Source organism: Acinetobacter sp. 24-47-39 (assembly GCF_056783825.1).
In genome coordinates this window covers 205,550-227,973 of the sequence record NZ_JBWYIP010000001.1, presented here as the reverse complement: position 1 = coordinate 227,973, position 22,424 = coordinate 205,550, and the positions used below count along the sequence as shown (strand labels likewise).

Here is a 22,424-nt window from a genome sequence, read left to right as displayed (position 1 = left end):
AATATTCATTCAGATTCTAAATTTATAAGCCTGATCCTCGGATAAGGCTTATGCATTTTTATCAATAAAAAAATTAAACGATATCAAAATAATTTCTTGCTTTTTCTTGTATTCATCGCGCTCAAGAGGTTTTAGTTCTGATATGCTAAAAGTCCATAATATCAAGCACGGATGAATCAAATGCTTATTACACTCGGTACTCCACTTCAATCTTCGGCGTTTAAAGTTCTATTATTGGGTTCAGGTGAGTTGGGTAAAGAGGTGGTAATATCATTACAACGATTAGGTGTAGAAGTACATGCAGCAGATCGCTATGACAATGCACCTGCCATGCAAGTTGCTCATCATTCCTATACTTTGAATATGGCGGACCCAAAAGAATTAAAAAAACTGATTGAACAAGTTCAACCTCATTTAATTGTTCCTGAGATTGAAGCCATTGCCACTGAAGTCTTAGTGGAAATCGAAGATGCTAAAACTGCCGTAGTTATTCCCTCTGCGAAAGCCGTGAATCTCACCATGAATCGTGAAGGAATTCGTCGCCTCGCAGCTGAGGAACTAGGGCTACCAACCTCGGCTTATCGTTTTGCCAATAGTTTGGAATCATTCCGTGCAGCATGTGATGATATTGGCTATCCAAATTTTGTAAAACCTGTGATGTCATCATCAGGTAAAGGACAGTCACGCGTAAAATCTTTTGATGAAGTCGACGCGGCTTGGGAATATGCTCAAACAGGTGGTCGTGTCAATCAAGGCACTGTCATCGTAGAATCGCAAATTGATTTTGATTTCGAAATTACATTACTCACAGTACGCGCAAAAAATCCTGAAACAGGAGACATCGAAACGCACTTCTGCGACCCTATTGGACACCGTCAAGATGCAGGTGACTATGTAGAAAGCTGGCAACCTCAACCTATGAGCACAGCTGCCCTTGATGAAGCAAAACGTATTGCCAATAAAGTCACAGTAGCGCTAGGCGGTTGCGGTATTTTTGGAGTGGAATTATTCGTTAAAGGTGATCAAGTTTGGTTCAGTGAAGTTTCTCCACGTCCACATGACACTGGATTAGTGACACTTGCATCTCAATATCAAAGTGAATTTGAACTTCATGCTCGTGCGATTTTAGGTCTTCCAGTGAATACGCAACGTCACAGTGTGGCTGCAAGCGCTGTGATCTATGCAGGTGTTGATGATACGAATTTGTCATTTTCTGGCTTAAATCTTGCTATGCAAAACCCTAATGTCGATTTACGTCTTTTTGGCAAACCTGAAGGTTTTAAACGTCGCCGTATGGGGGTCTCAACTGCACGTGCTGAAACAACTGACATTGCACGCGAATTAGCGACTGAAGCAGCTTCAAAAGTAATTGTAAATCAAAATAAATAATTCATTAGGTAGGCCATCATTTCATGATCAATACGTCTCCATTAGCAAACTATGTTTCGAGTAATCACGACATCAAGGCAATTAATCAATGGCGCTCAGATGTTGAAAATCAATTACAACATGAGTTTGAACATGGTAAGGCGATACGTGAGATCATCCTCACTCGATCAAATCTGATTGATGAGGCGCTTAAATTCCTTTGGCAGCATGCTGAGTTAGATCAAACAGATCTAGGCTTGTTCGCTGTAGGAGGTTATGGTCGTCGTGAAATGATGCCCTACTCTGATGTCGACATTCTGATCCTTTCAGAAGATGATCTTACACAAGAACAAGAAAATGCCATTACCATTTTTATTTCCTCTCTATGGGATGTTGGCAATTTTAAACCTGGCGTAAGTGTAAGAACCATTCAACAGTGCTTTGAACAGGCCATGAATGACTTAACGGTAGCTACATCTCTCATTGAGTCTCGTTTAATTATTGGCAATGAACACTTAGCGAAATGGCCTCGTCGTGTTGTTTCACAAACTTGGACGGATAAAACCTTCTTTGATGCCAAGATGGAAGAACAAGCCAAACGCTACGCTCAGCACAACAACACTGAAAGTAATTTAGAACCTGATATCAAAAATGCACCGGGCGGCATTCGAGACATTAACCAAATTGGTTGGATTGCAAAACGGCATTTCCGAGTAAATCGTATATACGATCTTGTACATTTAGGTTTCATTTCTGAGTTTGAACTTGGGGTTCTCGAAGATGCTGAGAATTTTCTCTGGGAAATTCGTCATCATTTACACCGCTTAACTAAGCGTGATGAAAACCGACTATTGTTTGATTACCAACGCGATATCGCAGCAAAATTTGGTTACCACAAAGTCGAAGGTGAACATATCAATTATCCAATTGAACAGTTCATGAAACGCTACTATCGAGCAGCTCAGCAGGTTTCAACCCTGAATGAAATGCTACTCGCCTATTTTAATGAGTCTGTCATCACGCCTCGTTTACCCAACTATGAGCGTAAAATTGAGGAAGTGAATGAAAACTTCAAATTGGTGGATGGTAAACTCGCAGTTCAACACCATAAAATTTTTGCAGAGAAGCCTACAGCCATCCTTGAGATTTTCTATATCCTAGCAAATCGACCTGATATTGATGGGATTCGAGCGCGTACACTACGATTACTCACTTTAGCTGCAAAACGCATTGATCAAGCGTATAGAGACAATCCAATTAATCAAGCCTTGTTTATGGCGATCATCCGATCACCAAATAACTTATATGAAACATTGCTTGCAATGAAACGTTATGGTGTACTCGGCAACTATATTCCTGCATTTGGGCAAATCATGGGCCTTATGCAATACGATTTATTCCATATCTATACTGTAGATGCACATACGCTCCTACTCTTACGTAATTTAAATCGTTTTAAAGCGCCAGAATTTGCTAAAGATTTTCCTGTCGTAAGTTCGGTATTCCAGCGTCTGGTGCGCCGAGACATCGTATTCCTCGCTGCTTTGTTCCATGATATCGCCAAAGGTCGTGGTGGAGACCATAGTGAATTGGGCGCGGTTGATGCCATTGAGTTCTGTAGCAAGCACGGTTTTACTGAGCGTGAGTGTAATCTTGTTGCGTGGTTAATCCAAAATCATCTATTGATGTCGATGACTGCGCAGAAAAAAGATATTTCTGATCCAGATGTTGTAAAAGATTTTGCCGAGAAGCTAGGTGATATGGAACACTTAGACTATCTGTATACGCTTACAGTGGCTGACATTAACGCAACCAATCCTAAGCTTTGGAACACATGGCGAGCATCGCTCATGCGTCAGTTATATACCAATGCTCGTGACGTTATTCGTAGTGGTTTGGGACGTCCTGTCGATTACCAAATGCTGATCGAAGATACCAAATTTGCAGCAAGTGAATTACTTGTCAATGATTATGCTTTAGAAGCTGTTGAAAAAGTTTGGCAAGAACTTGGTGACGAATACTTCCTCAAAGAAACTGCAGATGAAGTCGCATGGCATACACGTGCAATCCTAGATCATGGTGATAATTCAGCACCATTGGTGATGATGCGCGCGCACCGTAAATCAGCGCAAGATGCTGTGCAGATTTTTATTTACACTCAAGATCAACCTAATCTTTTTGCCACCACTGTTGCAGTTCTAGATCGTATGAATCTAGATGTACAAGATGCACGCATTATTACAGCAACTAAATCCTTTAGCTTAGACACCTACGTGGTGCTTGATCGTTTTGGCACATTAGTGACAGATCCAGAACGTGAAAATACGGTAAAAGAATCATTGGTGCACGCATTAACAGATTCACAAAATTATCCAGGTTTAATGCAACGCCGTATACCACGCCAACTTCGTCATTTTGATATCGAAAACACAATTGATATTACGTTGAACGAGGCGCTACAGCAAAATATGGTCGAGATCTCTACCCTCGATCAGCCTGGATTACTTGCCCGTATCGGTGGCTTATTTATGATGCAAGGTCTCGATATCCATTCCGCGAAAATCGCCACCTTGGGTGAGCGCGCAGAAGATATTTTCTTTGTAACCAAAAAGAATGGCGAACCTATGAATTTAACTGAAGCTCAGGCTTTTGCTGAACAATTAAAAGCAGCATTAGATGAGGCTTCAAATCAGGTCTGTAATCATCATTAAAATTTAGATTTAACCCGACGGTAACTGTTTCATGAACTCTAGTTTAAACCTATTACATCCTTATCCATTTGAAAAGTTGAATAAACTTTTTCAGGATGTAAAACCTGCAAATCTTCCGTTAATTCCATTGTCAATTGGTGAGCCAAAACATCCTGCACCTGAATTCGTAAAACAAGCTATTGTCGATAACTTCAATCATCTTTCGACATACCCAAACAGTAAAGGCTTACCAGAATTACGTGAAAGTATTTCGCAATGGCTCACACGCCGTTTCAAATTAAATGCTATTAGCGCAGAAGATCATATTTTACCTGTGACTGGCACACGTGAAGGAATTTTCTCATTCGTACAAGCGCTGATCAATCGTGATGAAGCGCCTTATGTAGTTATGCCGAATCCCTTTTATCAAATTTACGAAGGTGCAGCTTTACTCGCTGGCGCTCAACCCTATTTCATCAACTGTACTGAAGAAAATGGTTACCTTGGCGACTTCGATGCTGTCCCTGCAGAAGTATGGGAGAAGACAGCTTTGCTCTTTATCTGCACCCCCGGAAATCCGACAGGTGCTGTGCTTTCAAAAGAACAGTTCAAAAAATTAATTGCGCTCTCTGATCAATACAATTTTGTCATCGCATCTGATGAATGCTATTCAGAACTATGGTTTGATGAAGCCCCTGTAGGATTACTCGAAGTTTGTGCTGAACTAGGTCGTGATGACTATAAAAACTGTATCGTATTCCACTCTCTGTCTAAACGTTCTAATTTACCAGGTATGCGATCTGGCTTCGTTGCAGGTGATGCTAGTCTATTAAAACCTTATTTAAAATTCCGCACTTACCACGGTGCTGCAATGCCAGTACAACATCAATTGGCATCGATTGCTGCATGGAATGATGAAGCACATGTTGAAGAAAACCGTAAACAATACCGTGCTAAATTTGATTTATTCCAACAAGAATTAGGTCATTTGCTACCACTGAAAAAGCCTGATGCGGGTTTCTATTATTGGTTAAAGGTCGATAATGATGAAACTTTTGCCAAAATGCTGATGGAAAAAGCACATATCAAAGTCTTACCGGGTCGTTATTTATCTCGTGATACTGAACAAGGCAACCCAGGTGAAAACCATGTTCGTTTGGCACTGGTCGCAGATTTAGACCAATGTAAAGAAGTTGTTAAACGCTTAAAAGCAATTCTCTAATCGTGCATAATCTTTAACTTTAAGCCCTCTTTTTAGAGGGCTTATTTATTTTATTGATGAGTAAATGCTAGTCCAAATATTGGACTATAGCTCCCCTAAAGAAAATGTGAGGTTAACTTTGAAAACATCATTCATTTTAAAAATTAGTCAAAAAAACGCCATGAATTTTCATGGCGTTTTAAAATACTTAATGACTTTAATTGGAAAATTACAAAGTAGCCAGAATGTCTCTTAAAGTCTGATTTGGATTTTCTGATTTAGTAATCGGACGACCAATCACCAAGTGTGTAGAACCATCTAACATTGCTTGCTTAGGTGTAACAATACGTTTTTGATCATCCGCTGCAGAACCTTCCGGACGAATTCCCGGAGTGACGAGAGCAAAGTTCTGACCTAAAGTTTCGCGTAACATTTTTGCTTCTTGCGCAGAACATACAACACCATCCAAGCCACTTTCTTGAGTCAAGGTCGCTAGACGTTTTACATGTTCAAAAGGCTCAATATCCAAACCAAGATCACGTAGATCTTCTCGCCCCATTGAAGTTAATACGGTGACTGCAATCAACTGTGTTTGATAGTTACCTGATTTTAATCTTTCTACACAAGTTTCCATCATTTTTCGTCCACCAGATGCGTGAACATTAACCATCCATACCCCTTGATCTGCAGCAGCGCAAACGGCTTGTGCTGTAGTATTTGGAATATCATGAAATTTTAAATCTAAAAATACTTCAAAACCCTGATCATGCAATGCTTTTACAACAGTCGGACCTTCATGTGTAAAAAGTTCTTTACCCACCTTTACGCGACAAAGTTTAGGATCCAAATTTTCAGCCATTTTCAATGCGTCGTATTGGCTTTTTGCATCTAAAGCAACAATGATACTCAAGGTTGTTCTTCCGTCCATCTAAAGTTGCGTCATTATAAAGATGTTCAACTTAAGCTGCAAAATTAACTTTCAAAAACTCAGCATAAAATTCAACAGTTTATTTTCAATAAAAAAAACCTCTAAAATAAATTTTAGAGGTTTTTTAAATATTTATAAATTACAGCGGATTTGAGTTACGCGGATCTGAATGCACATCTAATACTGTCTTTTCATGACGTACATTTGCAGCAGCTTCTGCAGCAGCTAACTGAGCATTTTGGATTTGTTCTTTACGAAGATATTCAATATCTTTGCGAAGACGCTTAATTTCCCAACTATTTTGGAATACACGGAAAACTTGAACTCCGAGCAATAATCCAACGATGATCCCAAGTGCCAGAGTCAACAAAAGCAATAAACCTAATCTCATTGCCGGTACTTGAGTGAATAGAAGATCAACAGTCAGTTCTGTACCATTTTGCAGAACCAATGCCAATGCATATCCAAAGATTACAACTAACAGTGCAACTAATACGTAACGCATAACCACCCCTGAGTAATTTATTATTTTCCTGCTGATTCGTTTACAGCATCTCTTAGTGCTTTACCTGGTTTGAAATGAGGTACAGCTTTAGCAGCCACTTCAACTGACTTACCTGTTTTAGGATTACGCCCAACTCGCGGTTCGCGATGATGTAAAGCAAAACTTCCAAACCCACGAATTTCAATACGATTATCAGCTGATAATGACTCAATCATTTGATCGATCATAATTTTAACAGCTTCTTCGACCAATGGCTCAGCCAAATGAGGGTTTTTGATAGAAATACGTTCTATTAAGTCAGACTTATTAAGTGCTTCAGTAGTCATCTGCGACCTCTTTAATTATCAAGCTACTCTGTGCATAGCGAGATAATAACCTGTTTAAATACAAAACGGTAGCGCAGTAAGTCAATACTACGCTACCGTTTACAGTATTTGTGTAAAAAGTATTAGTTAAATTACATTAACAATACATTCAACACGAAAGACTTAGTGGTTCATTTGAGCTTTGATCAAATCACCAATTGTCTTAGGACCGTTGTCTTGACCTGCAGAAGCAGTTTTCAAGTTAGCAACAGCTTCTTTCTCTTCAGCTTCGTCTTTCGCTTTGATAGACAAGTTGATTGCGCGTGATTTGCGATCAACATTGATGATCTTAGCTTCAACTTCTTGACCAACTTCTAAGAATTTAGTTGCATCTTCAACGCGGTCACGGTTGATTTCTGAAGCTTTAAGAGAAGCTTCAACTTCGTCAGCCAATTTAATTGTTGCGCCACGAGCATCAACTGCAACTACAGTACCTTTAACAAGAGCACCACGTTCGTTAGCAGCTAAGAAATCGTTGAACGGATCGCTGTTCATTTGCTTGATACCAAGGCTAATACGGTTGCCTTCAGCGTCTACAGAAAGGATAACCGCTTCAACAGTGTCACCTTTCTTGTAACGACGAATCGCTTCTTCGCCTTGTTCATTCCAAGAAATGTCAGATAAGTGAACTAGACCATCGATACCGCCTGGTAAACCAATGAAGATACCGAAGTCAGTGATAGACTTGATTGTACCTGAAACTTTTTCACCTTTGTCGTGAGCCTTAGCAAACTCTTCCCATGGGTTAGCACGAGTTTGTTTGATACCAAGAGAAATACGACGACGCTCTTCATCAACTTCAAGAACCATAACATCAACTTCATCACCAATCTGAACAACTTTAGATGGGTGGATGTTCTTGTTTGTGTGGTCCATTTCTGAAACGTGTACTAAGCCTTCAACGCCTTCAGCGATTTCAGCGAAGCAACCGTAATCAGTTAAGTTAGTTACACGCGCTTTAACGATAGAACCTTTAGGGTAACGGTTCATGATCGCTAACCATGGATCTTCACCAAGTTGTTTAAGACCTAATGATACACGGTTACGCTCTTTGTCAAATTTAAGTACTTTAACAGTAACTTCTTGACCAACTTCAACAACTTCTGATGGATGCTTGATACGTTTCCAAGCCATGTCAGTGATGTGAAGAAGACCATCAATACCGCCAAGGTCAACGAAAGCACCGTAGTCAGTAAGGTTTTTGATTGTACCAGTAACTGTTTGACCTTCTTCAAGTTGAGAAAGAAGAGCTTCACGGTCAGCTGAAGATTCAGCTTCCATAACAGCACGACGTGATACAACAACGTTGTTACGTTTAGCGTCAAGTTTGATAACTTTGAACTCTAACTCTTTACCTTCAAGGTGAGTAGTGTCACGGATAGGACGAGTGTCTACCAAAGAACCTGGTAAGAACGCACGTACTGGACCGATGTCAACAGTGAAACCGCCTTTAACCTTACCAGAGATAACACCAGTAACGATCTCGCCGTCTTCAAAGATTTTTTCAAGTTTAGTCCAAGTTTCAGCACGTTTAGCTTTTTCACGTGATAAAACTGTTTGACCCATACCGTTGTCAAGCGCTTCAACAACTACGTCAACTGTGTCACCAACGTTAACTTCAAGTTCACGTTGTTCGTTTAAGAATTCAGAGCGAGCTACTACGCCTTCAGATTTAAGGCCAGTATCTACAGTTACCCAGTCAGAATCGATGCTAACAACGATACCTTGGATGACTGCACCCTTTTCAACGTTGAGGTTTAATTCGCTTGCTTCAAAGAGGGCTGCAAAAGATTCGGTCATGATATACCTAGAAAAGTCAGCGGTCTTGGATCAGACAAGGCCGGTTTAGTTAAGTATCGACATAGTCCATATAGAACTGATCAAGCTATGCTTCCACTAATATTCATTAATTTATCTTATTGCGCATCAATATATGCGGTCATCAGGTTAAATACAGCGTCAATGTCCAGATCTGAACTATCGATAATGTAAGCCCCTTCAGCCGGCTTAAGCGGCGCAACGGTTCTTTCCATATCACGCTTATCACGTGCTTGGATATTAGATAAAATGTCGCTTATTTTAACATTTTGCCCCATGGCCTGCAACTGCTTTACACGTCGCTCAGCACGAGACTCAGCAGAAGCCGTCAAATATATTTTTGCTTGGGCTTCTGGGAAGATTGAAGTCGCCATATCACGGCCATCGGCAACAAGACCTGGTGCTTGAGCAAATGCACGTTGTCTTTCGATTAATGCCTGTCTTAATTCAGGTACAACTGCAACCTTGGATGCAAACTCACCGACTTTTTCAGTGCGAATTTCATCCGTTACATCATGCCCGTTAAGTAAAATTTTTGTTTTTAAATGATCACTAACAAATCGAATATCGAGATGAGTCGCTATTTCTACGCATTTAACCAACACATCTGGATTGTGAATTGAATCAATTAAATTCAGTTGATGTAATGACAATCCCAACAAACGATACAAGGCTCCAGAATCCAGTAAATGAAACTGGTAATGCTGTGCCAATTTAGCTGCCAAAGTTCCTTTGCCTGAACCGCTTGGTCCATCGATCGTGATAATTTGAATTGTCATTACTTTACCAACTTCGCCTTAGAGGCGTTTTGCTAATTTCTTAAAGCCAAGTGTAATAGCAAGTTTGAGTTGTGCAAGAATTAATTTGCTCACAAATGGTGCTCTTGCCTGTAATTCGATCGTGTATGTGACTAAAGTTTTAGCTGATGAAAGCTCTTTGAATTCAATAATTCCGAGATGATGTTTGATTAATGGATTCTTGATAAGTTTGTATTCAATACGCTTATTTAGTTCTAGTACAGTAATTTGTTCTTGAATTGGCTTTATTGGGCCTAATCCCATTTTTCGTACTGATCCAATCCCATCAGGACGACTTGGATCAGCTGCATCTTTAATGCGTACAACCTGAATCGGTGCAAATACATCATTATAAGTCGCATGTTTTGACAAAACTTCAAATACACGATCTATAGGCTGGTTAAATTCTTGTTTAACTTGGATTGAATTCATTTTTTTATTCCTTTTCATTGAGTCCGCTTCATACTGACAATACATTATGTCAATTTTTCCACAATCAACAATAGCAATCATTCCTGATTATTTTCTATTTTTTGTCGTACACGCTGTTGTTTTTTTTGTTCACGTCTGAATTTAAAAAATTCTGAAAGCTGATGAGCACACGCTGATTGCATGCAGCCCCCTTCAAATTCAAATATATGGTTGTAATAACCTTGATTATTTAATAACTGTCGCGCACTGACTAGAGAACCCGCTTTAGGCTCTAAAGTACCAAATACAACACGACGAACTCGAGCATGAATTAAAGCCCCCACACACATCGTGCATGGCTCAAGGGTTACATAAAGGGTTGCATCTTCTGGTAGACGATAGTTCTGAATTTGATTACATGCTTGGCGAAGTGCGACCACTTCTGCATGAGCAGTTGGATCATGACTCAGGATGGGTTGATTATATCCTTCACCAATCACTTTTCCCTGACTCACAATGACAGCTCCAACAGGGATTTCTCCCAATTGAGCTGCCAATGCAGCCTGCTCATAGGCACGCTGCATCCATTTTAGATCTTCGGCATCAAATTGAATTTCAGACAAAATTAGATAATACCGTACTGTTTTAACAAGTTATTCCAGCTCTCGATATTTGTGACCGGTGGGTGCGCACCTAAAATTCCTTTTAAGGACATAGATTCTGCAGGTGTCCATTCAGGAGATAAATCTTTATCCACTAAACGTGCACGCACGCCTTCAACAAAATCAGGATGTCTAATTTTCCAATCAGAAATTTGAGTTTCAAGCTCAAATACTTCTTGCCAAGGATGAACTTGACGCCCCCATTGCCATAACAACCAGGTAATCGCAGCCGTACTCGGTGAGCCTTTTGCAAGATTTTCACTCGCTTGTCTTAGCCAATCACTACGTGCATCACTCAAACCGATGATTGCCTCGTAGTCATTTTCAAAGTTTGCACCACGACAGACACTGTGAATCACATCTAACGAGATTTGCAGTGGCCCTGGAGAAACTGGTCGATGCAAACTATTTAAAGTGTCATCTAATGCCCTAAAATCGCCAGCAGGATAATGATCCCAATCGATATTGATCAACTTTTGTAAAACAACATCGCGCTGAGCATCACAAATATGAGTCGCCCAACCAATACCATAAGCTCCTGCCGCAGTCATGATCGATCCAGTTAAACCTGTAAATAGACCTATTGGACCACGATCTGCCAAGAAACGACTAGCACCAACATCTGGATATAAACCAATATTTACTTCTGGCATTGCAAGGCGCGAATAAGGTGTAACCAGTCTAAATGGCGCAGCCATAAATAGACCAAGCCCACCGCCCATCACATAACCTTCACCCCAAACGACTATCGGCTTAGCGTAGTCATGCAACAAAAGATCTAGCGCGTATTCTTGTTCAAAAAATTTATTTGCCGCATCAACTTCATTATTGATGACCAACTGACGGAGTTTGCGCACATCCCCGCCGGCACAAAAAGCTTTAGGTGTTGTTGAATCAAACCAGATCGCTTTAACGGCATCATCATGATGAAACTTTTCAAAAACAGCCAATAAAGCCGTCACAATAGATTCATCAAGTGCATGTAAAGATTTTGGACGATTTAATCGAACCACTCTCCATCCATTCTGTGCTTCTTCAACAATTAAGTCAGGATGATATTGATTCGTCTCAGGAGATATTGTCATGCTTCCAGCTGCCATTTAATTGGCTCAATGCCATTTTGTTTAAGATAATTATTTGTTTTTGAAAAAACTTTACACCCAAAAAAACCACCTCGGTTTGCTGCCAATGGTGATGGATGTGCTGCTTTTAAGACCAAATGCTTACTTTGGTCAATTCGTTGACCTTTCTTATGCGCGTAAGCACCCCAAAGAATGAAAACGATCTTTTCACGTTGCTCATTTAGAACATCTATCGCAGCATCGGTGAAATCTTCCCAACCTTTCTTTTGGTGTGAAGTTGGCTGGCCCGCTTCAACAGTCAATACACTGTTCAGCAACAAGACACCCTCTTCAGCCCATTGGGTTAAATCACCATGCTTGGCAGGCGCTATTCCAAGGTCAGTGCTGAGTTCGTGATAGATATTACGCAAAGACGGCGGTAATGCAACACCCTTTTGCACTGAAAAACTCAATCCATGTGCTTGATTTGGACCATGATAAGGATCTTGACCGAGAATCACGACCTTTACACGATCTAAGGGTGTGGTGTTGAACGCATTAAAAATAAGGGAATTAGGTGGGTATATCACCTTATTCGCCTGTAATTCAGATTTGAGAAAAGCCTTCAGCTGATCCATTTTATCGCTGAGCAAAAAATCTGCTAAAGCATACTTCCAACCATCCTCTAACCGAACTTGATTCAGTTGACTTAATTCTTGTTCGGTGAGTTGCATTGTGTTCATCCCTAAATCAATCACAGCTTTAAAGTTTTACTTGTAAATCTACACTTGGGTTCTTAAAAGTGAAGCCTTGTTTCAATTGTTCGTACATTTTAGGATCAGACCATTCATTTTGAATTTGTTCTGAGAATACGATTTGATCCAGCTCCAATAAGCCCATCTGTTCATTTACGATATCTTCAGCAAAACTTTGCGCATAGCCTGTGTCAGTTTCATGCACGATCACTGAATAGACTTCAACATCACCTTCACCATTTTGCGTGATTGTTGATTTCAGTACTTGTTCTGCCAAATAAAAGAAAATTCGAGAAAATTGTTCAGCAGAAGGTGAAACGGGTAATGAAACCCAACGCGCACTAAAAGTTTTACATGCTTGAATATATTCAGCTGAATCCTCTTGCCAAAAACAAATCGCATGATCAAAACTATCATAAAGTTCTTTGATCACACCTTTCAGCAAACCAAAATCATAGACCATTTGACCATGATCTAGCTTTGAGGCTTTCAATAATAATTCGACTTTATAGCTATGACCATGAATTGAACGCTTACAGCGGTCTGATGTGCAATTTCGCACAATATGCGCGTTTTCAAACTTAAATAATTTTCGAATTAACATATGTCAGAGCAATAAAAAATCATGGATTAAAATGATTATAGTGCATATTCACACAACTCATCATTAATTTTAACGTTTTAAGCAATTGGCAAAACGTATTAAAAACAAAAAAATAAAAAGCCATCATTCAATTTGTTTAAATTAATAGTTTAGCAATTTAATCAATTGGTTTGAAGAGGTGCCAAACTTCTTGAGAAGACATAAACCTTTTCTTCATCACGCATCAGATAACTCGAAAAATATCGCTTTCGATCAGATAGCATGATTTCAATATCTGCTCGATAGAATGCAGATTTAACATCAAAATTATTTTTTGCTGTGCTTTTAGCTTCTTCACTTAACTGACTTAGAGTGTTAAGTTCCCAGAGCTGATCTACGGACTCAAAAAATTCACCATTGGCTTTTTTTTGATCCAAATCACGCTGTACATTTTGCACATCCAAACTAGGGTCTATAGCAGCAATAATCATCGCTGGTGCTGTATTAATATTAATTTTAATTTCTTTTAAAGGAATCGCTGTAACATAAGGTTTTATCAATAAAAACTTATCACCTTCAAATCCTCGCACTTGCTTCAACTCTTCAACGCTATGAAAAGGACCATTCGCTGGCAAATAAGGACGCGTTAAACTTAAATAATAATTACTCTCTCCCCCCATCGCGCCAATCGTCAAATCATCTTGATCTTGCCAATCAATTACCGCTTCACTCAATTCTTCTGGTAAACCAAGCTTTGTTAATAATCCCTTAAAGTAATTCACCGCATTATCATTCGACACACCATCATCTTTGACCAAACTGTTTAAATTAAACTTACCCGTTTCATCAATAATTCGCCCTGCGACATAACCACCATCAATTGGAAATGGTGGCATCGGTTGAGCCCAAGTTTCTTGAAGATTATCTGATTTTGAATTGGACTTGGCATCTTGAACCAATAATTCCGAGAAAAAAGCTTCAGCACTTTTTGCATAATACAGTGCTTGGTTTTGACGAATCACATAGGCCGTATTTTCACTGGTATTGTATTGACGATGGGCAATCGTCGCAGCAATGATAGTTGCCAAAGCGACTAACATCAAAATCGTAATCAGGGCGATTCCTTTTTGCTGCTTCATGCATTTTCCTAATGATTATTGACTAGATGCCGGTTTTAAATAGTCAGTATTAAGCAAACTAAAAATCCACTCGTATTCAACATCTTGTTGTTTAAATCTAATTCGCATACCTTTAGGCAATAGCCGAGCAACACCATCTTGAACATCATTACTATTAGAACTTATTGTTGATGTATCCGGCCACGAATTCAATTCATTCGGGTTCAAAATTGTGATTTGAAACTCATCCACATTCTCTAGGATCGTACTGGATAAAGGTTGGGTTGTTTGAAGAACATTCAGATTGGGATACTTTAAACGATAAACTTTTCGATCTTGTGCATTATAACGATATTCTATTCTCTCAAATGGAGACAAACCCTGTTTCAGCGGGTCTGTGACCCCTGCCTTACTAAATTGTAAAGACTGATCATCCAGTAAAAGTGCAGGTTGAATTTGTCCTGCGATATTTGCAGTCAGCGGTACAATTTGCAAAGCATCTCTTTGCATTTGTAAATAACTATCTTGCAAACTGAGAAGTTGCTGTTCATGCACCGCATTTCGATCTTTGACTTTATTCAAATAATCAAAAATTTTCCATCCCAAAGCAGACAATACTGCAAAGATGGCTATTGCAACCAAAAGCTCTACCAAGGTAAAACCTTGTTGTTTACTCTTGATCATGAGTTGGATTGCTCTCTGAGAGGATAGTTATAAAACATCATGGTGGTGACACCTGATTCAACTTTACCTAAATCATTGTTATATAGACTCACTTGCACTTCTATTTTCTGAACATCTGGGCTAATGGTCGCTTCTGATTTTTTATCAATTTGCCAACTTAACCCTTGAGAGGTAATTTGCTTCGATTGAGTTCCCTCTAACCATTCACCACTAATTTGCATTGCAGCGACTTCATTTTGTGCAACGAATTGTGCTTTTGTTCGCAAAATTGCATTCGCAGTCGCCTGTGTGTACTGCATAGCTACCTTCGTCAATGACATTGCTGCTACAGCGAAAATAGCCAAAGCCACCACAACCTCAATCAAGGTAAATCCTTTAAGCGCCCGCATCGATTTTACCCAAGTAATCTATTTGAATAAGATCACCAATTGCTTTGTGTTCATAATACATTTGAATTGTGACAGGTTTAACCTCGCCATTGCCCAACCAAATTAATTTCGGTGCATTATTATTCATCAAGTCTGCATTCGTTGCATTTTCAAAACTATACTCGCTACTTTCAATTTGAAATGAAACCTTAGCAGGTAGCTCTCTCGCAGAAAACTCTGGCATTTCAACCCAAGTAGAAGGTTGACGATTATTGTTCGATACAAGCGTCTGCTCAGGACGAGTTAAATCATTATATTTTTGAAATGTATAGCGAAACTGATCACCATTCCATTGTGGCACCAATGCAACCACTAACGATTGATCAACAGCCTCTCGTTGAATACGTTTTAAATCTAATATTAAAGCTTCTCTAGCTTGCATTGCCTTACGTTGATCAATCCCACCAATATTCATCACCACCAATGCCGCCATGATGCTGATGATCACAATGACCACCATCAATTCGATTAAAGTAAATCCGCCTTGACGGTGATCTAGAGATTGCATATTAGGCCACTGATTCTGTCAAATTAATCTGTTTAGGCATCATCAACGCTTGATCAATTAAAGCAACCCTTAGCGTATCTCGACAACCTAAATAGCGTTGATAGAAACTCGAGTTTAATATCGCAGCACCACCATGAGTAATCGACCAAATGGATGCTAAATAATCCCGAGAACTCATCTTACTTTGAATGGATGCTAGATGATTTTCTGTCATACGAATGATAATTCTGAGTCTACTTTTGCGGATCTGATACATTTCATTAAATAAATGATTAATACCCTGGCCAGTTGTAGACAATCGTTCTTCAATTTGATGAAAGAGTACAGTACGTTCTGGATGATGCAAATGATGCAACATAAAAAAAGCTAAATGTTCAGGAAAGCCTTTTTCAGTATCTCGAACCATTTCTAATAACATGCGCTCATTACGAATAATAAGCAACATGTACAATTCATCTTTACTTTGGAAGTGCTTATAGAGTGTTCCTTTTGCCAAATCCAACTCAGCGGCCAATGCATCTAATGTCATGCCCGCTTCGCCGTTTTCCAAAAGAAGTTGTTCTGCGACCTGAAATATTAATGCTTCTCTCGCTCTAAACTGAGCCTGACGATCCATCTTCACTCTATAAACTCTCTTCTTTCTATTTTCCGTATTAAATTTTTACTGCATTCGTAGAAGATTCTCGAAATTTTGCGTTGTAATAAAGGCAATCTCCTCGACTGACTTATCATATACATCACTTAATGCTTTGGCTACATATGGGACATACTTTGGTTCATTAGACTTTCCTCTATATGGCATTGGCGCTAAATAAGGGCTATCAGTCTCAATTAATAGTCGATCTAATGGAACTTGCCTAGCCACATCACGTAGATCCTGAGCATTTTTAAACGATACTATTCCTGAAAATGAAATGTAATAACCACAATCTAGAACTGCTTTTGCCGTATCCCAATCCTCAGTAAAACAATGCAAAATTCCGTGTGTCGACTTTTCAGCTCTTATAATATCAATCGTATCGTTTTTAGATGAGCGTGTGTGTACAACCACTGGCTTTTTCACCATCTGTGAAGCTTGAATATGCCGTGCAAAACATTCTTTTTGTTCTTTAACAAATTCAGTACTGTGATAATAATCTAGACCCGTTTCACCAATTGCCCAGACCTTATCTTTACTCGCCAATTCAACCAAAGTTTCAACAGTAGCACGCTGCATGACTGCTGGATCTTCACATGGGTGTACCCCAACACTGTAGCCTACTCCTTCGTGTCGAGCTGCAATTTCTGACAGAATAATATGATCATCCAAATCAACGGATATCCCCATCATTTTTGTGACACCAGCATCAATCGCTTGCTGAATTGCTAAATCGATATTTCCCTCGTAAGGTTCAAGATTGAGCATGTTTAAATGACAGTGTGTATCTACAAACACAAGGACACCTTTTAATTTTTTAAGTCAGAGCCTACATTGTAAAGCTTGCGCGTGCTGTTGACATACTTCCAGCGAGTATTTTTTCTGCTTCCATTTTGTAATAGGCTCCTTTATCTCCAGTTAACTGCAATCCAAAACCTTGTGGTTTAATACCCGATTGCTTATAGGAAATCCAAATCACCTTACCCGTAATTGGTATTTTTTGGGTTTGATTAGGAAGTGTTGCCAAGATAAAAATCTCTTCACCCATTTTGACTGGATGTTTGGTTGGAATAAATAATCCACCACCCTCAACAAAAGGCATATAACTGGATTGCAAAGTTTCGCGATCATTAATATTGACTTGTAATAAACCGCCCGGACGTGGCTGCATCTCTATCCCCTGTATTCAAACATGATTATTGAACATTCATTAATTTTATAAAAAGCTGATCAACAATTAAATTTGATTGAACATTCTGCTCAACCATTTGTTTTGCTTGATGCACATCGTTATAAATATCAAATAATTGCTCTAATTGATATTGCTCAGCCAACAAACTAAAGTCTAAATCGCTATTTTTTACATTTTGTTCCATTTTATAGGCAACAAGATCAGCTAATAAGTACTCAAACATAACAATCAACTCGGAAAAGTTGAGTTGCTTATTCCAATTAGAAGCGTACTGCATTGGCATATTTTTTTGACTGACTAAATGATACCAATCATTTATAAACGCACTTCGCAGAGTTAACCATTCACTTGAAGCCAACTCAATAGCAGCTAAAGGCATACCATTCGACAGGTTAAGCAACAGTTTTCCCAAAGTCTGCTGCTCCGCATTCAAGTGCTCATTCAAATACGCATTGGCTTGATCATCAGTCAACCGATCTAAGGCGTAATGTTGTAGGCGACTTCGTATAGTGGCTGGTAATTTTAAATAATGATCCGCCAAAAGAATAATCACAACACGCTCACCTGGTTCTTCAAGTGTTTTCAATAAAGCATTTGACGATGCTATATTGAGCGCTTCCGCCGGCTCAATCAAAATAACCCGCCAACCATCGACAGTTTGTTGCACGAATGGCTGTAATTCACGAATTTTTTCAATTTTAATTTTAGCGTTTTGTTTCTTATTATCCTCATCCGTCGTGACGTAAACATAATTTGGATGAGTATCTGATTTTAACCACAAACAACTCGAACACTGACCACAAGGTTGATTTGGCTGCTTATCTAAACATAGCAGCCAAGCAACAAATTGTTGGGTAAAAGCTTCTTTACCACAGCCTTTTTTGCCATAAAAAAGTAATCCATGACCAACTTGAGGAAACCGCTGAGTCAGTGTGTTCCATACATTAAGTTGCCAAGGATAAACATGCTGAGTCTGAGTCATTGACTAATCTATATTATTGGAAATGAGAAATAGGCATTGCATTAAGACGGTCTAAATCTTGTTGCGTATCCACACCTGGTGGTAAGCTCACCTCTGCCACATCAATTGCGATTCGATGACCATTTTCTAAAACACGCAGTTGCTCAAGGCTTTCTAAAACCTCGAGATCTCCCTGATCCCATGTCACGTACTCTTGCAGCAACTTCACTCGATAGGCATATAAACCAAGATGTCGGTAAGCATTTCGATGTAGTATCTGAGTTTGTTGCTTTGATCCATCACGATCATATGGAATGGTTGCACGACTGAAATAAAGCGCTTCATTGAACTTACTCATGACGACTTTCACAATACTATCGCGCTTAAATTCTTCTAATTCTTTGATCACTTCACACAAAGTGGACATTGAACATTCAGGCTTTTGCTCTAACAAAGAAGCAACCTGTTGGACTAAAGATGCAGGCAATAATGGTTCATCACCTTGCACATTTACAATAATATCTTCACTCGCCCAACCTTTGATTCGTGCAACTTCACTCAATCGGTCGGTTCCAGAAGGGTGTTCTGCACTGGTCAACACAACATCAATTTGTTCTGCCTTACAAAGATCAACAATTCTTTGATCATCAGTAGCAACACATAAATCATCAAACCCAGTCACTTTTCGCGCCTGATCTACCACACGTAAAATCATTTCACGCCCGTGTATTTTAAGGAGTGGTTTTCCAGGTAAACGCGAACTTGCAAAGCGAGCAGGTATTACAATATGTTTCATGGATATTCCTTATGTGTTTACGATACCGAGTTTTGCAAGCTGTTGATCCAGCAAATCATAACAAGCTGATGATAAAACTGCTTCAACAGGAACCACCCAAATTTCACGACGAAATTCTGGATGTTGTTTTAACAAAGGGAGGAGTTTCACAGCATCTTTTTCAGTGGTGATGATTGGATTTGAATCTTCAAATTGTAAATCATCAATCTGATAATCATAATGATCAGGAAATTCATGGCACTGAAAATGCTTTAAGCCCATACTTTCAAGGGTTTTATAAAACCGTTGCGGGAACCCAATACCAACAACCGCATAATAATTCAAATCAGTGGCAAAATATTCAACTTGATCTTCGACTGGATTTAACAAGTACGGCGCTGCGACTTGTAATTGCATATACAGATTTGAGCTTGGTTGTTCAGCATGCTCAATTACTGTACCACTGCATAACCGTGCTACTGGCTCACGCAAAAAGCCTTCTGGCAACAGTTTCTGATTACCCAAACCACGATTGTTATCCAGCACAATCCATTCTAATTGACGATCAAGTGCCCAATGTTGCAAACCATCATCACTAATGATCAAATCAAGTTGATGCTGAGAGAGAAGTAACTCTATACTTTTATGTCGTTGCCCACCTACGACCATCGGCACGCCAGTAGATTGCACAATTAAACAGGGTTCATCACCCACTTCATTTGGCTCAGAGTCGAGATTCACGCTTGCAGGAAAAGGACCTTTACCACCATAGCCTCGACTAATTACTCCAACTCGAATATTTTTTTGTTGAAGATATTTAACCAATTGAATTAATAACGGTGTTTTACCACTACCACCTACTGTTATATTGCCAATGACCATGACAGGAACTGGTGCAGTATAAATAGGTTTTATACCACGTTGATACAAGGCTTTGTTCAGGGAAAATCCTAATCGATAAAGCAATGACAGGGGTCGCAATACAATCAACCACTTGGATTGCTTATTCCAAGCGTTTTGAATGACCTGCGCAATAGACATAACTTATTCCTCAAAATTACGTTGATGCAGTTGGAAATATGCACCACGCAAATCGAGTAATTCCTGATGTGTTCCCTGCTCTAATATTCGACCTTTATCCATTACCACAATAAGATCTGCATTCTCAATCGTTGATAATCGATGTGCAATGACAATCGTTGTCCGATCCTGCATAGCTGCATCAAAAGCACGTTGAATGAAGTATTCAGACTCATTGTCTAATGCGCTTGTCGCTTCATCAAGAATTAAAATCGGAGCATTTTTTAAGATTGCGCGAGCAATTGCAATACGCTGTCTTTGTCCACCAGATAAATTTAAACCTTGAGCACCTAATGGTGTGTCATAGCCTTGAGGCAGTGCCATAATAAAGTCATGGGCATAAGCAGCTTTCGCAGCAGCAATAATCTGCTCTTCCGAAGCATCTTGTAACTGTCCATAAGCAATATTTTCACGAACAGTTCGGTTAAACAGCACGACTTGCTGATTGACCATGGCCACTTGTGAGCGTAACGCTGTAACTTCAATATCTTGAATATCATGGCCGTCAAATTTGATTGACCCTGAACTTAATTCTTGAAAACGAACCAATAAGTTGACTAAAGAAGACTTACCAGCCCCCGAACGCCCCACCAACGCTACAGTCTGTCCAGCCTTAACATTTAAATTGAAATCATGGATCGCGTGAAAACCATCGCTGTATGTTAAATTTGCCTGATTAAATTCAATATTGCCTTTGAGTTGTGGTTTTAACTGCCCTTCGTTTTTTTCTTCAGGCATATCCAATAATTCAAATACTGAATGTGCTGCAGCCATTCCTCGCTGTAATTTTTCATTGATATCGGTTAAAGCTTTAATCGGCTTACTCAACATACCGGCTGCAGTAATATACGCAACAAACTGACCCGCTGAAGTATCCTGTAATATCTCAGGTCTTAAAGCAATCCAAATCACAATACTTAAAGCGATCGCCATAATAAGTTGTACAACAGGACTATTTAATTGTTGTACTGCAACCATTTTTAAACCACGACGCAAGTTTTCGAGTGAGGTTTCTTTAAAACGAGTTTGCTCGTATGCCTGTCCACCAAACCCTTTAACAACTAAATTACCATTCACGGTTTCTTGCACTACATGGTTTACATCACCCATCGTATCTTGCACTTGAGTAGACAGCTTACGCATACGTTTAGCAGCTTTTCTAATCAAAAAACCGATTAAAGGCGCAAAAATCAAAATACATAAAGTCAAGCGCCAGTTGGAATAGAACAAATATCCTAACAGCGCAATGGTGATCAAACCTTGTTGTAATAAGGTTCTTAATGACTCCGTTGAGGCAGCAGTCAGCTGTTCAACGTTGTACATAATTTTGGCAGTAATATGACCACTAGTGTTATCTAAATAATATTGCGACGGTAATCGCATTAATTTAGCAAAAACTTCTTGGCGAATATTAAAAATTAGATTTCGAGAAATCACCGAAGTGTAGTATCCACCTAGAAATAGCCCCACTCCTCGTACAAACATCAAAACAACAACCAAAAATGGGAATAAGTTCGTGAAACTTCGATCCTGTTCTTGAATGGCATTGATAATATGCTCTAATAATTTCGCAACAGAAACTTCAGTCGCGGCATTCAGCACAAAACCAAATACAACAATCAATGCAATCGTCCAGTACTGTTTTAAGTAACTCAACAAACGCATATAAACTTTAAAATCTTGCTTCACTCACAACCTCTAATTGGTACGGTATCCTTAAACACCTAAACAGATTCAGCACGTTTGCAATTTAATCATACATAATTCGAACATCGAATGCTAAAGTCTGCCCCACTCTAAAATCAATGGCCTGATTGTATGGAATGATCAAAGTAAACCTTAGCTCAAGTGGAGTATTGAGACCTAAATGACTTAAATCTCAAACTCATCTAAATAC

The 22,424-nt window shown here is 39.3% G+C and carries 24 protein-coding genes; 3 read left to right on the top strand and 21 right to left on the bottom strand.

Features of this window, described 5'->3' with window-relative positions:
* Positions 1 to 171 precede the first annotated feature (171 nt).
* Genes purT through dapC form a run of 3 tightly spaced genes read left to right on the top strand, consistent with a single transcriptional unit; the run spans position 172 to position 5,280 of the window.
* Positions 172 to 1,389, top strand: coding sequence for a formate-dependent phosphoribosylglycinamide formyltransferase (purT, locus tag AC1M9C_RS01095; RefSeq protein WP_481587033.1), 1,218 nt, complete (start codon positions 172 to 174; stop codon positions 1,387 to 1,389).
* A 23-nt stretch (positions 1,390 to 1,412) separates the two neighbouring features.
* Complete coding sequence (gene glnD / locus AC1M9C_RS01090; protein ID WP_481587032.1) at positions 1,413 to 4,079, top strand: [protein-PII] uridylyltransferase; 2,667 nt, start codon at positions 1,413 to 1,415, stop codon at positions 4,077 to 4,079.
* A gap of 31 nt (positions 4,080 to 4,110) precedes the next feature.
* Positions 4,111 to 5,280, top strand: a complete 1,170-nt coding sequence (dapC, locus tag AC1M9C_RS01085) for a succinyldiaminopimelate transaminase (protein ID WP_481587031.1) — start codon at positions 4,111 to 4,113, stop codon at positions 5,278 to 5,280.
* 208 nt (positions 5,281 to 5,488) lie between these two features.
* On the opposite strand, the gene pyrF is transcribed toward dapC, so the two are convergent.
* The 21 genes from pyrF to msbA form a co-directional block, all read right to left on the bottom strand.
* Positions 5,489 to 6,187, bottom strand: coding sequence for an orotidine-5'-phosphate decarboxylase (gene pyrF, locus AC1M9C_RS01080; RefSeq protein ID WP_179998209.1), 699 nt, complete (start codon positions 6,185 to 6,187; stop codon positions 5,489 to 5,491).
* 139 nt (positions 6,188 to 6,326) lie between these two features.
* Positions 6,327 to 6,692 (bottom strand): lipopolysaccharide assembly protein LapA domain-containing protein, encoded by a 366-nt coding sequence (locus tag AC1M9C_RS01075; RefSeq protein WP_035264552.1) that lies wholly within the window; start codon positions 6,690 to 6,692, stop codon positions 6,327 to 6,329.
* A gap of 20 nt (positions 6,693 to 6,712) precedes the next feature.
* Complete coding sequence (locus AC1M9C_RS01070; protein ID WP_035264555.1) at positions 6,713 to 7,018, bottom strand: integration host factor subunit beta; 306 nt, start codon at positions 7,016 to 7,018, stop codon at positions 6,713 to 6,715.
* 162 nt (positions 7,019 to 7,180) lie between these two features.
* Entirely contained in the window at positions 7,181 to 8,857 is a 1,677-nt protein-coding gene (gene rpsA, locus AC1M9C_RS01065; protein WP_035264556.1) for a 30S ribosomal protein S1, read from the bottom strand.
* A 116-nt stretch (positions 8,858 to 8,973) separates the two neighbouring features.
* Entirely contained in the window at positions 8,974 to 9,654 is a 681-nt protein-coding gene (gene cmk / locus AC1M9C_RS01060; RefSeq protein WP_481953031.1) for a (d)CMP kinase, read from the bottom strand.
* Positions 9,655 to 9,672: 18 nt separating this feature from the next.
* Positions 9,673 to 10,104, bottom strand: a complete 432-nt coding sequence (locus AC1M9C_RS01055) for an SRPBCC family protein (protein WP_481587029.1) — start codon at positions 10,102 to 10,104, stop codon at positions 9,673 to 9,675.
* A gap of 77 nt (positions 10,105 to 10,181) precedes the next feature.
* Entirely contained in the window at positions 10,182 to 10,706 is a 525-nt protein-coding gene (gene tadA, locus AC1M9C_RS01050; RefSeq protein WP_481587028.1) for a tRNA adenosine(34) deaminase TadA, read from the bottom strand.
* 2 nt (positions 10,707 to 10,708) lie between these two features.
* A complete protein-coding gene (locus AC1M9C_RS01045; protein WP_179998211.1) occupies positions 10,709 to 11,830 on the bottom strand; it encodes an enoyl-CoA hydratase/isomerase family protein in 1,122 nt (373 codons plus the stop codon).
* Positions 11,827 to 12,540: a uracil-DNA glycosylase gene (gene ung, locus AC1M9C_RS01040; protein ID WP_481587027.1), complete on the bottom strand. Its 714-nt coding sequence runs from the start codon at positions 12,538 to 12,540 to the stop codon at positions 11,827 to 11,829. Before ung ends, AC1M9C_RS01045 begins: the two co-directional genes overlap by 4 nt.
* 28 nt (positions 12,541 to 12,568) lie before the next feature.
* A complete protein-coding gene (locus AC1M9C_RS01035; protein WP_481587026.1) occupies positions 12,569 to 13,165 on the bottom strand; it encodes a 6-pyruvoyl trahydropterin synthase family protein in 597 nt (198 codons plus the stop codon).
* 161 nt (positions 13,166 to 13,326) lie between these two features.
* Positions 13,327 to 14,283, bottom strand: a complete 957-nt coding sequence (gene gspK / locus AC1M9C_RS01030; RefSeq protein WP_481587025.1) for a type II secretion system minor pseudopilin GspK — start codon at positions 14,281 to 14,283, stop codon at positions 13,327 to 13,329.
* Between the two features lie 15 nt (positions 14,284 to 14,298).
* Positions 14,299 to 14,946 (bottom strand): type II secretion system minor pseudopilin GspJ, encoded by a 648-nt coding sequence (gene gspJ / locus AC1M9C_RS01025; protein ID WP_481587024.1) that lies wholly within the window; start codon positions 14,944 to 14,946, stop codon positions 14,299 to 14,301.
* Entirely contained in the window at positions 14,943 to 15,335 is a 393-nt protein-coding gene (gspI, locus tag AC1M9C_RS01020) for a type II secretion system minor pseudopilin GspI (protein ID WP_481587023.1), read from the bottom strand. Before gspI ends, gspJ begins: the two co-directional genes overlap by 4 nt.
* Positions 15,322 to 15,882 carry a pilus assembly FimT family protein gene (locus AC1M9C_RS01015; protein ID WP_481587022.1) on the bottom strand — a complete coding sequence of 187 codons (561 nt, stop codon included), beginning with the start codon at positions 15,880 to 15,882 and terminating at the stop codon, positions 15,322 to 15,324. The genes gspI and AC1M9C_RS01015 overlap by 14 nt, the downstream gene beginning before the upstream one ends.
* Position 15,883: 1 nt before the next feature.
* A complete protein-coding gene (locus AC1M9C_RS01010; protein WP_035264575.1) occupies positions 15,884 to 16,498 on the bottom strand; it encodes a TetR/AcrR family transcriptional regulator in 615 nt (204 codons plus the stop codon).
* 45 nt (positions 16,499 to 16,543) lie between these two features.
* Positions 16,544 to 17,317 carry a TatD family hydrolase gene (locus tag AC1M9C_RS01005; RefSeq protein ID WP_481587021.1) on the bottom strand — a complete coding sequence of 258 codons (774 nt, stop codon included), beginning with the start codon at positions 17,315 to 17,317 and terminating at the stop codon, positions 16,544 to 16,546.
* 31 nt (positions 17,318 to 17,348) lie between these two features.
* Positions 17,349 to 17,690, bottom strand: a complete 342-nt coding sequence (locus tag AC1M9C_RS01000; protein ID WP_481587020.1) for a PilZ domain-containing protein — start codon at positions 17,688 to 17,690, stop codon at positions 17,349 to 17,351.
* A gap of 25 nt (positions 17,691 to 17,715) precedes the next feature.
* The gene (locus tag AC1M9C_RS00995; protein ID WP_481587019.1) at positions 17,716 to 18,693 is read right to left on the bottom strand and encodes a DNA polymerase III subunit delta'; all 978 of its coding nucleotides are present in this window, start codon (positions 18,691 to 18,693) and stop codon (positions 17,716 to 17,718) included.
* A gap of 13 nt (positions 18,694 to 18,706) precedes the next feature.
* Positions 18,707 to 19,468 (bottom strand): 3-deoxy-manno-octulosonate cytidylyltransferase, encoded by a 762-nt coding sequence (gene kdsB / locus AC1M9C_RS00990; RefSeq protein ID WP_179998221.1) that lies wholly within the window; start codon positions 19,466 to 19,468, stop codon positions 18,707 to 18,709.
* 9 nt (positions 19,469 to 19,477) lie between these two features.
* Positions 19,478 to 20,488: a tetraacyldisaccharide 4'-kinase gene (gene lpxK, locus AC1M9C_RS00985; protein ID WP_481587018.1), complete on the bottom strand. Its 1,011-nt coding sequence runs from the start codon at positions 20,486 to 20,488 to the stop codon at positions 19,478 to 19,480.
* Positions 20,489 to 20,491: 3 nt separating this feature from the next.
* A complete protein-coding gene (gene msbA / locus AC1M9C_RS00980) occupies positions 20,492 to 22,216 on the bottom strand; it encodes a lipid A export permease/ATP-binding protein MsbA (protein ID WP_180027676.1) in 1,725 nt (574 codons plus the stop codon).
* Positions 22,217 to 22,424: the final 208 nt, after the last annotated feature.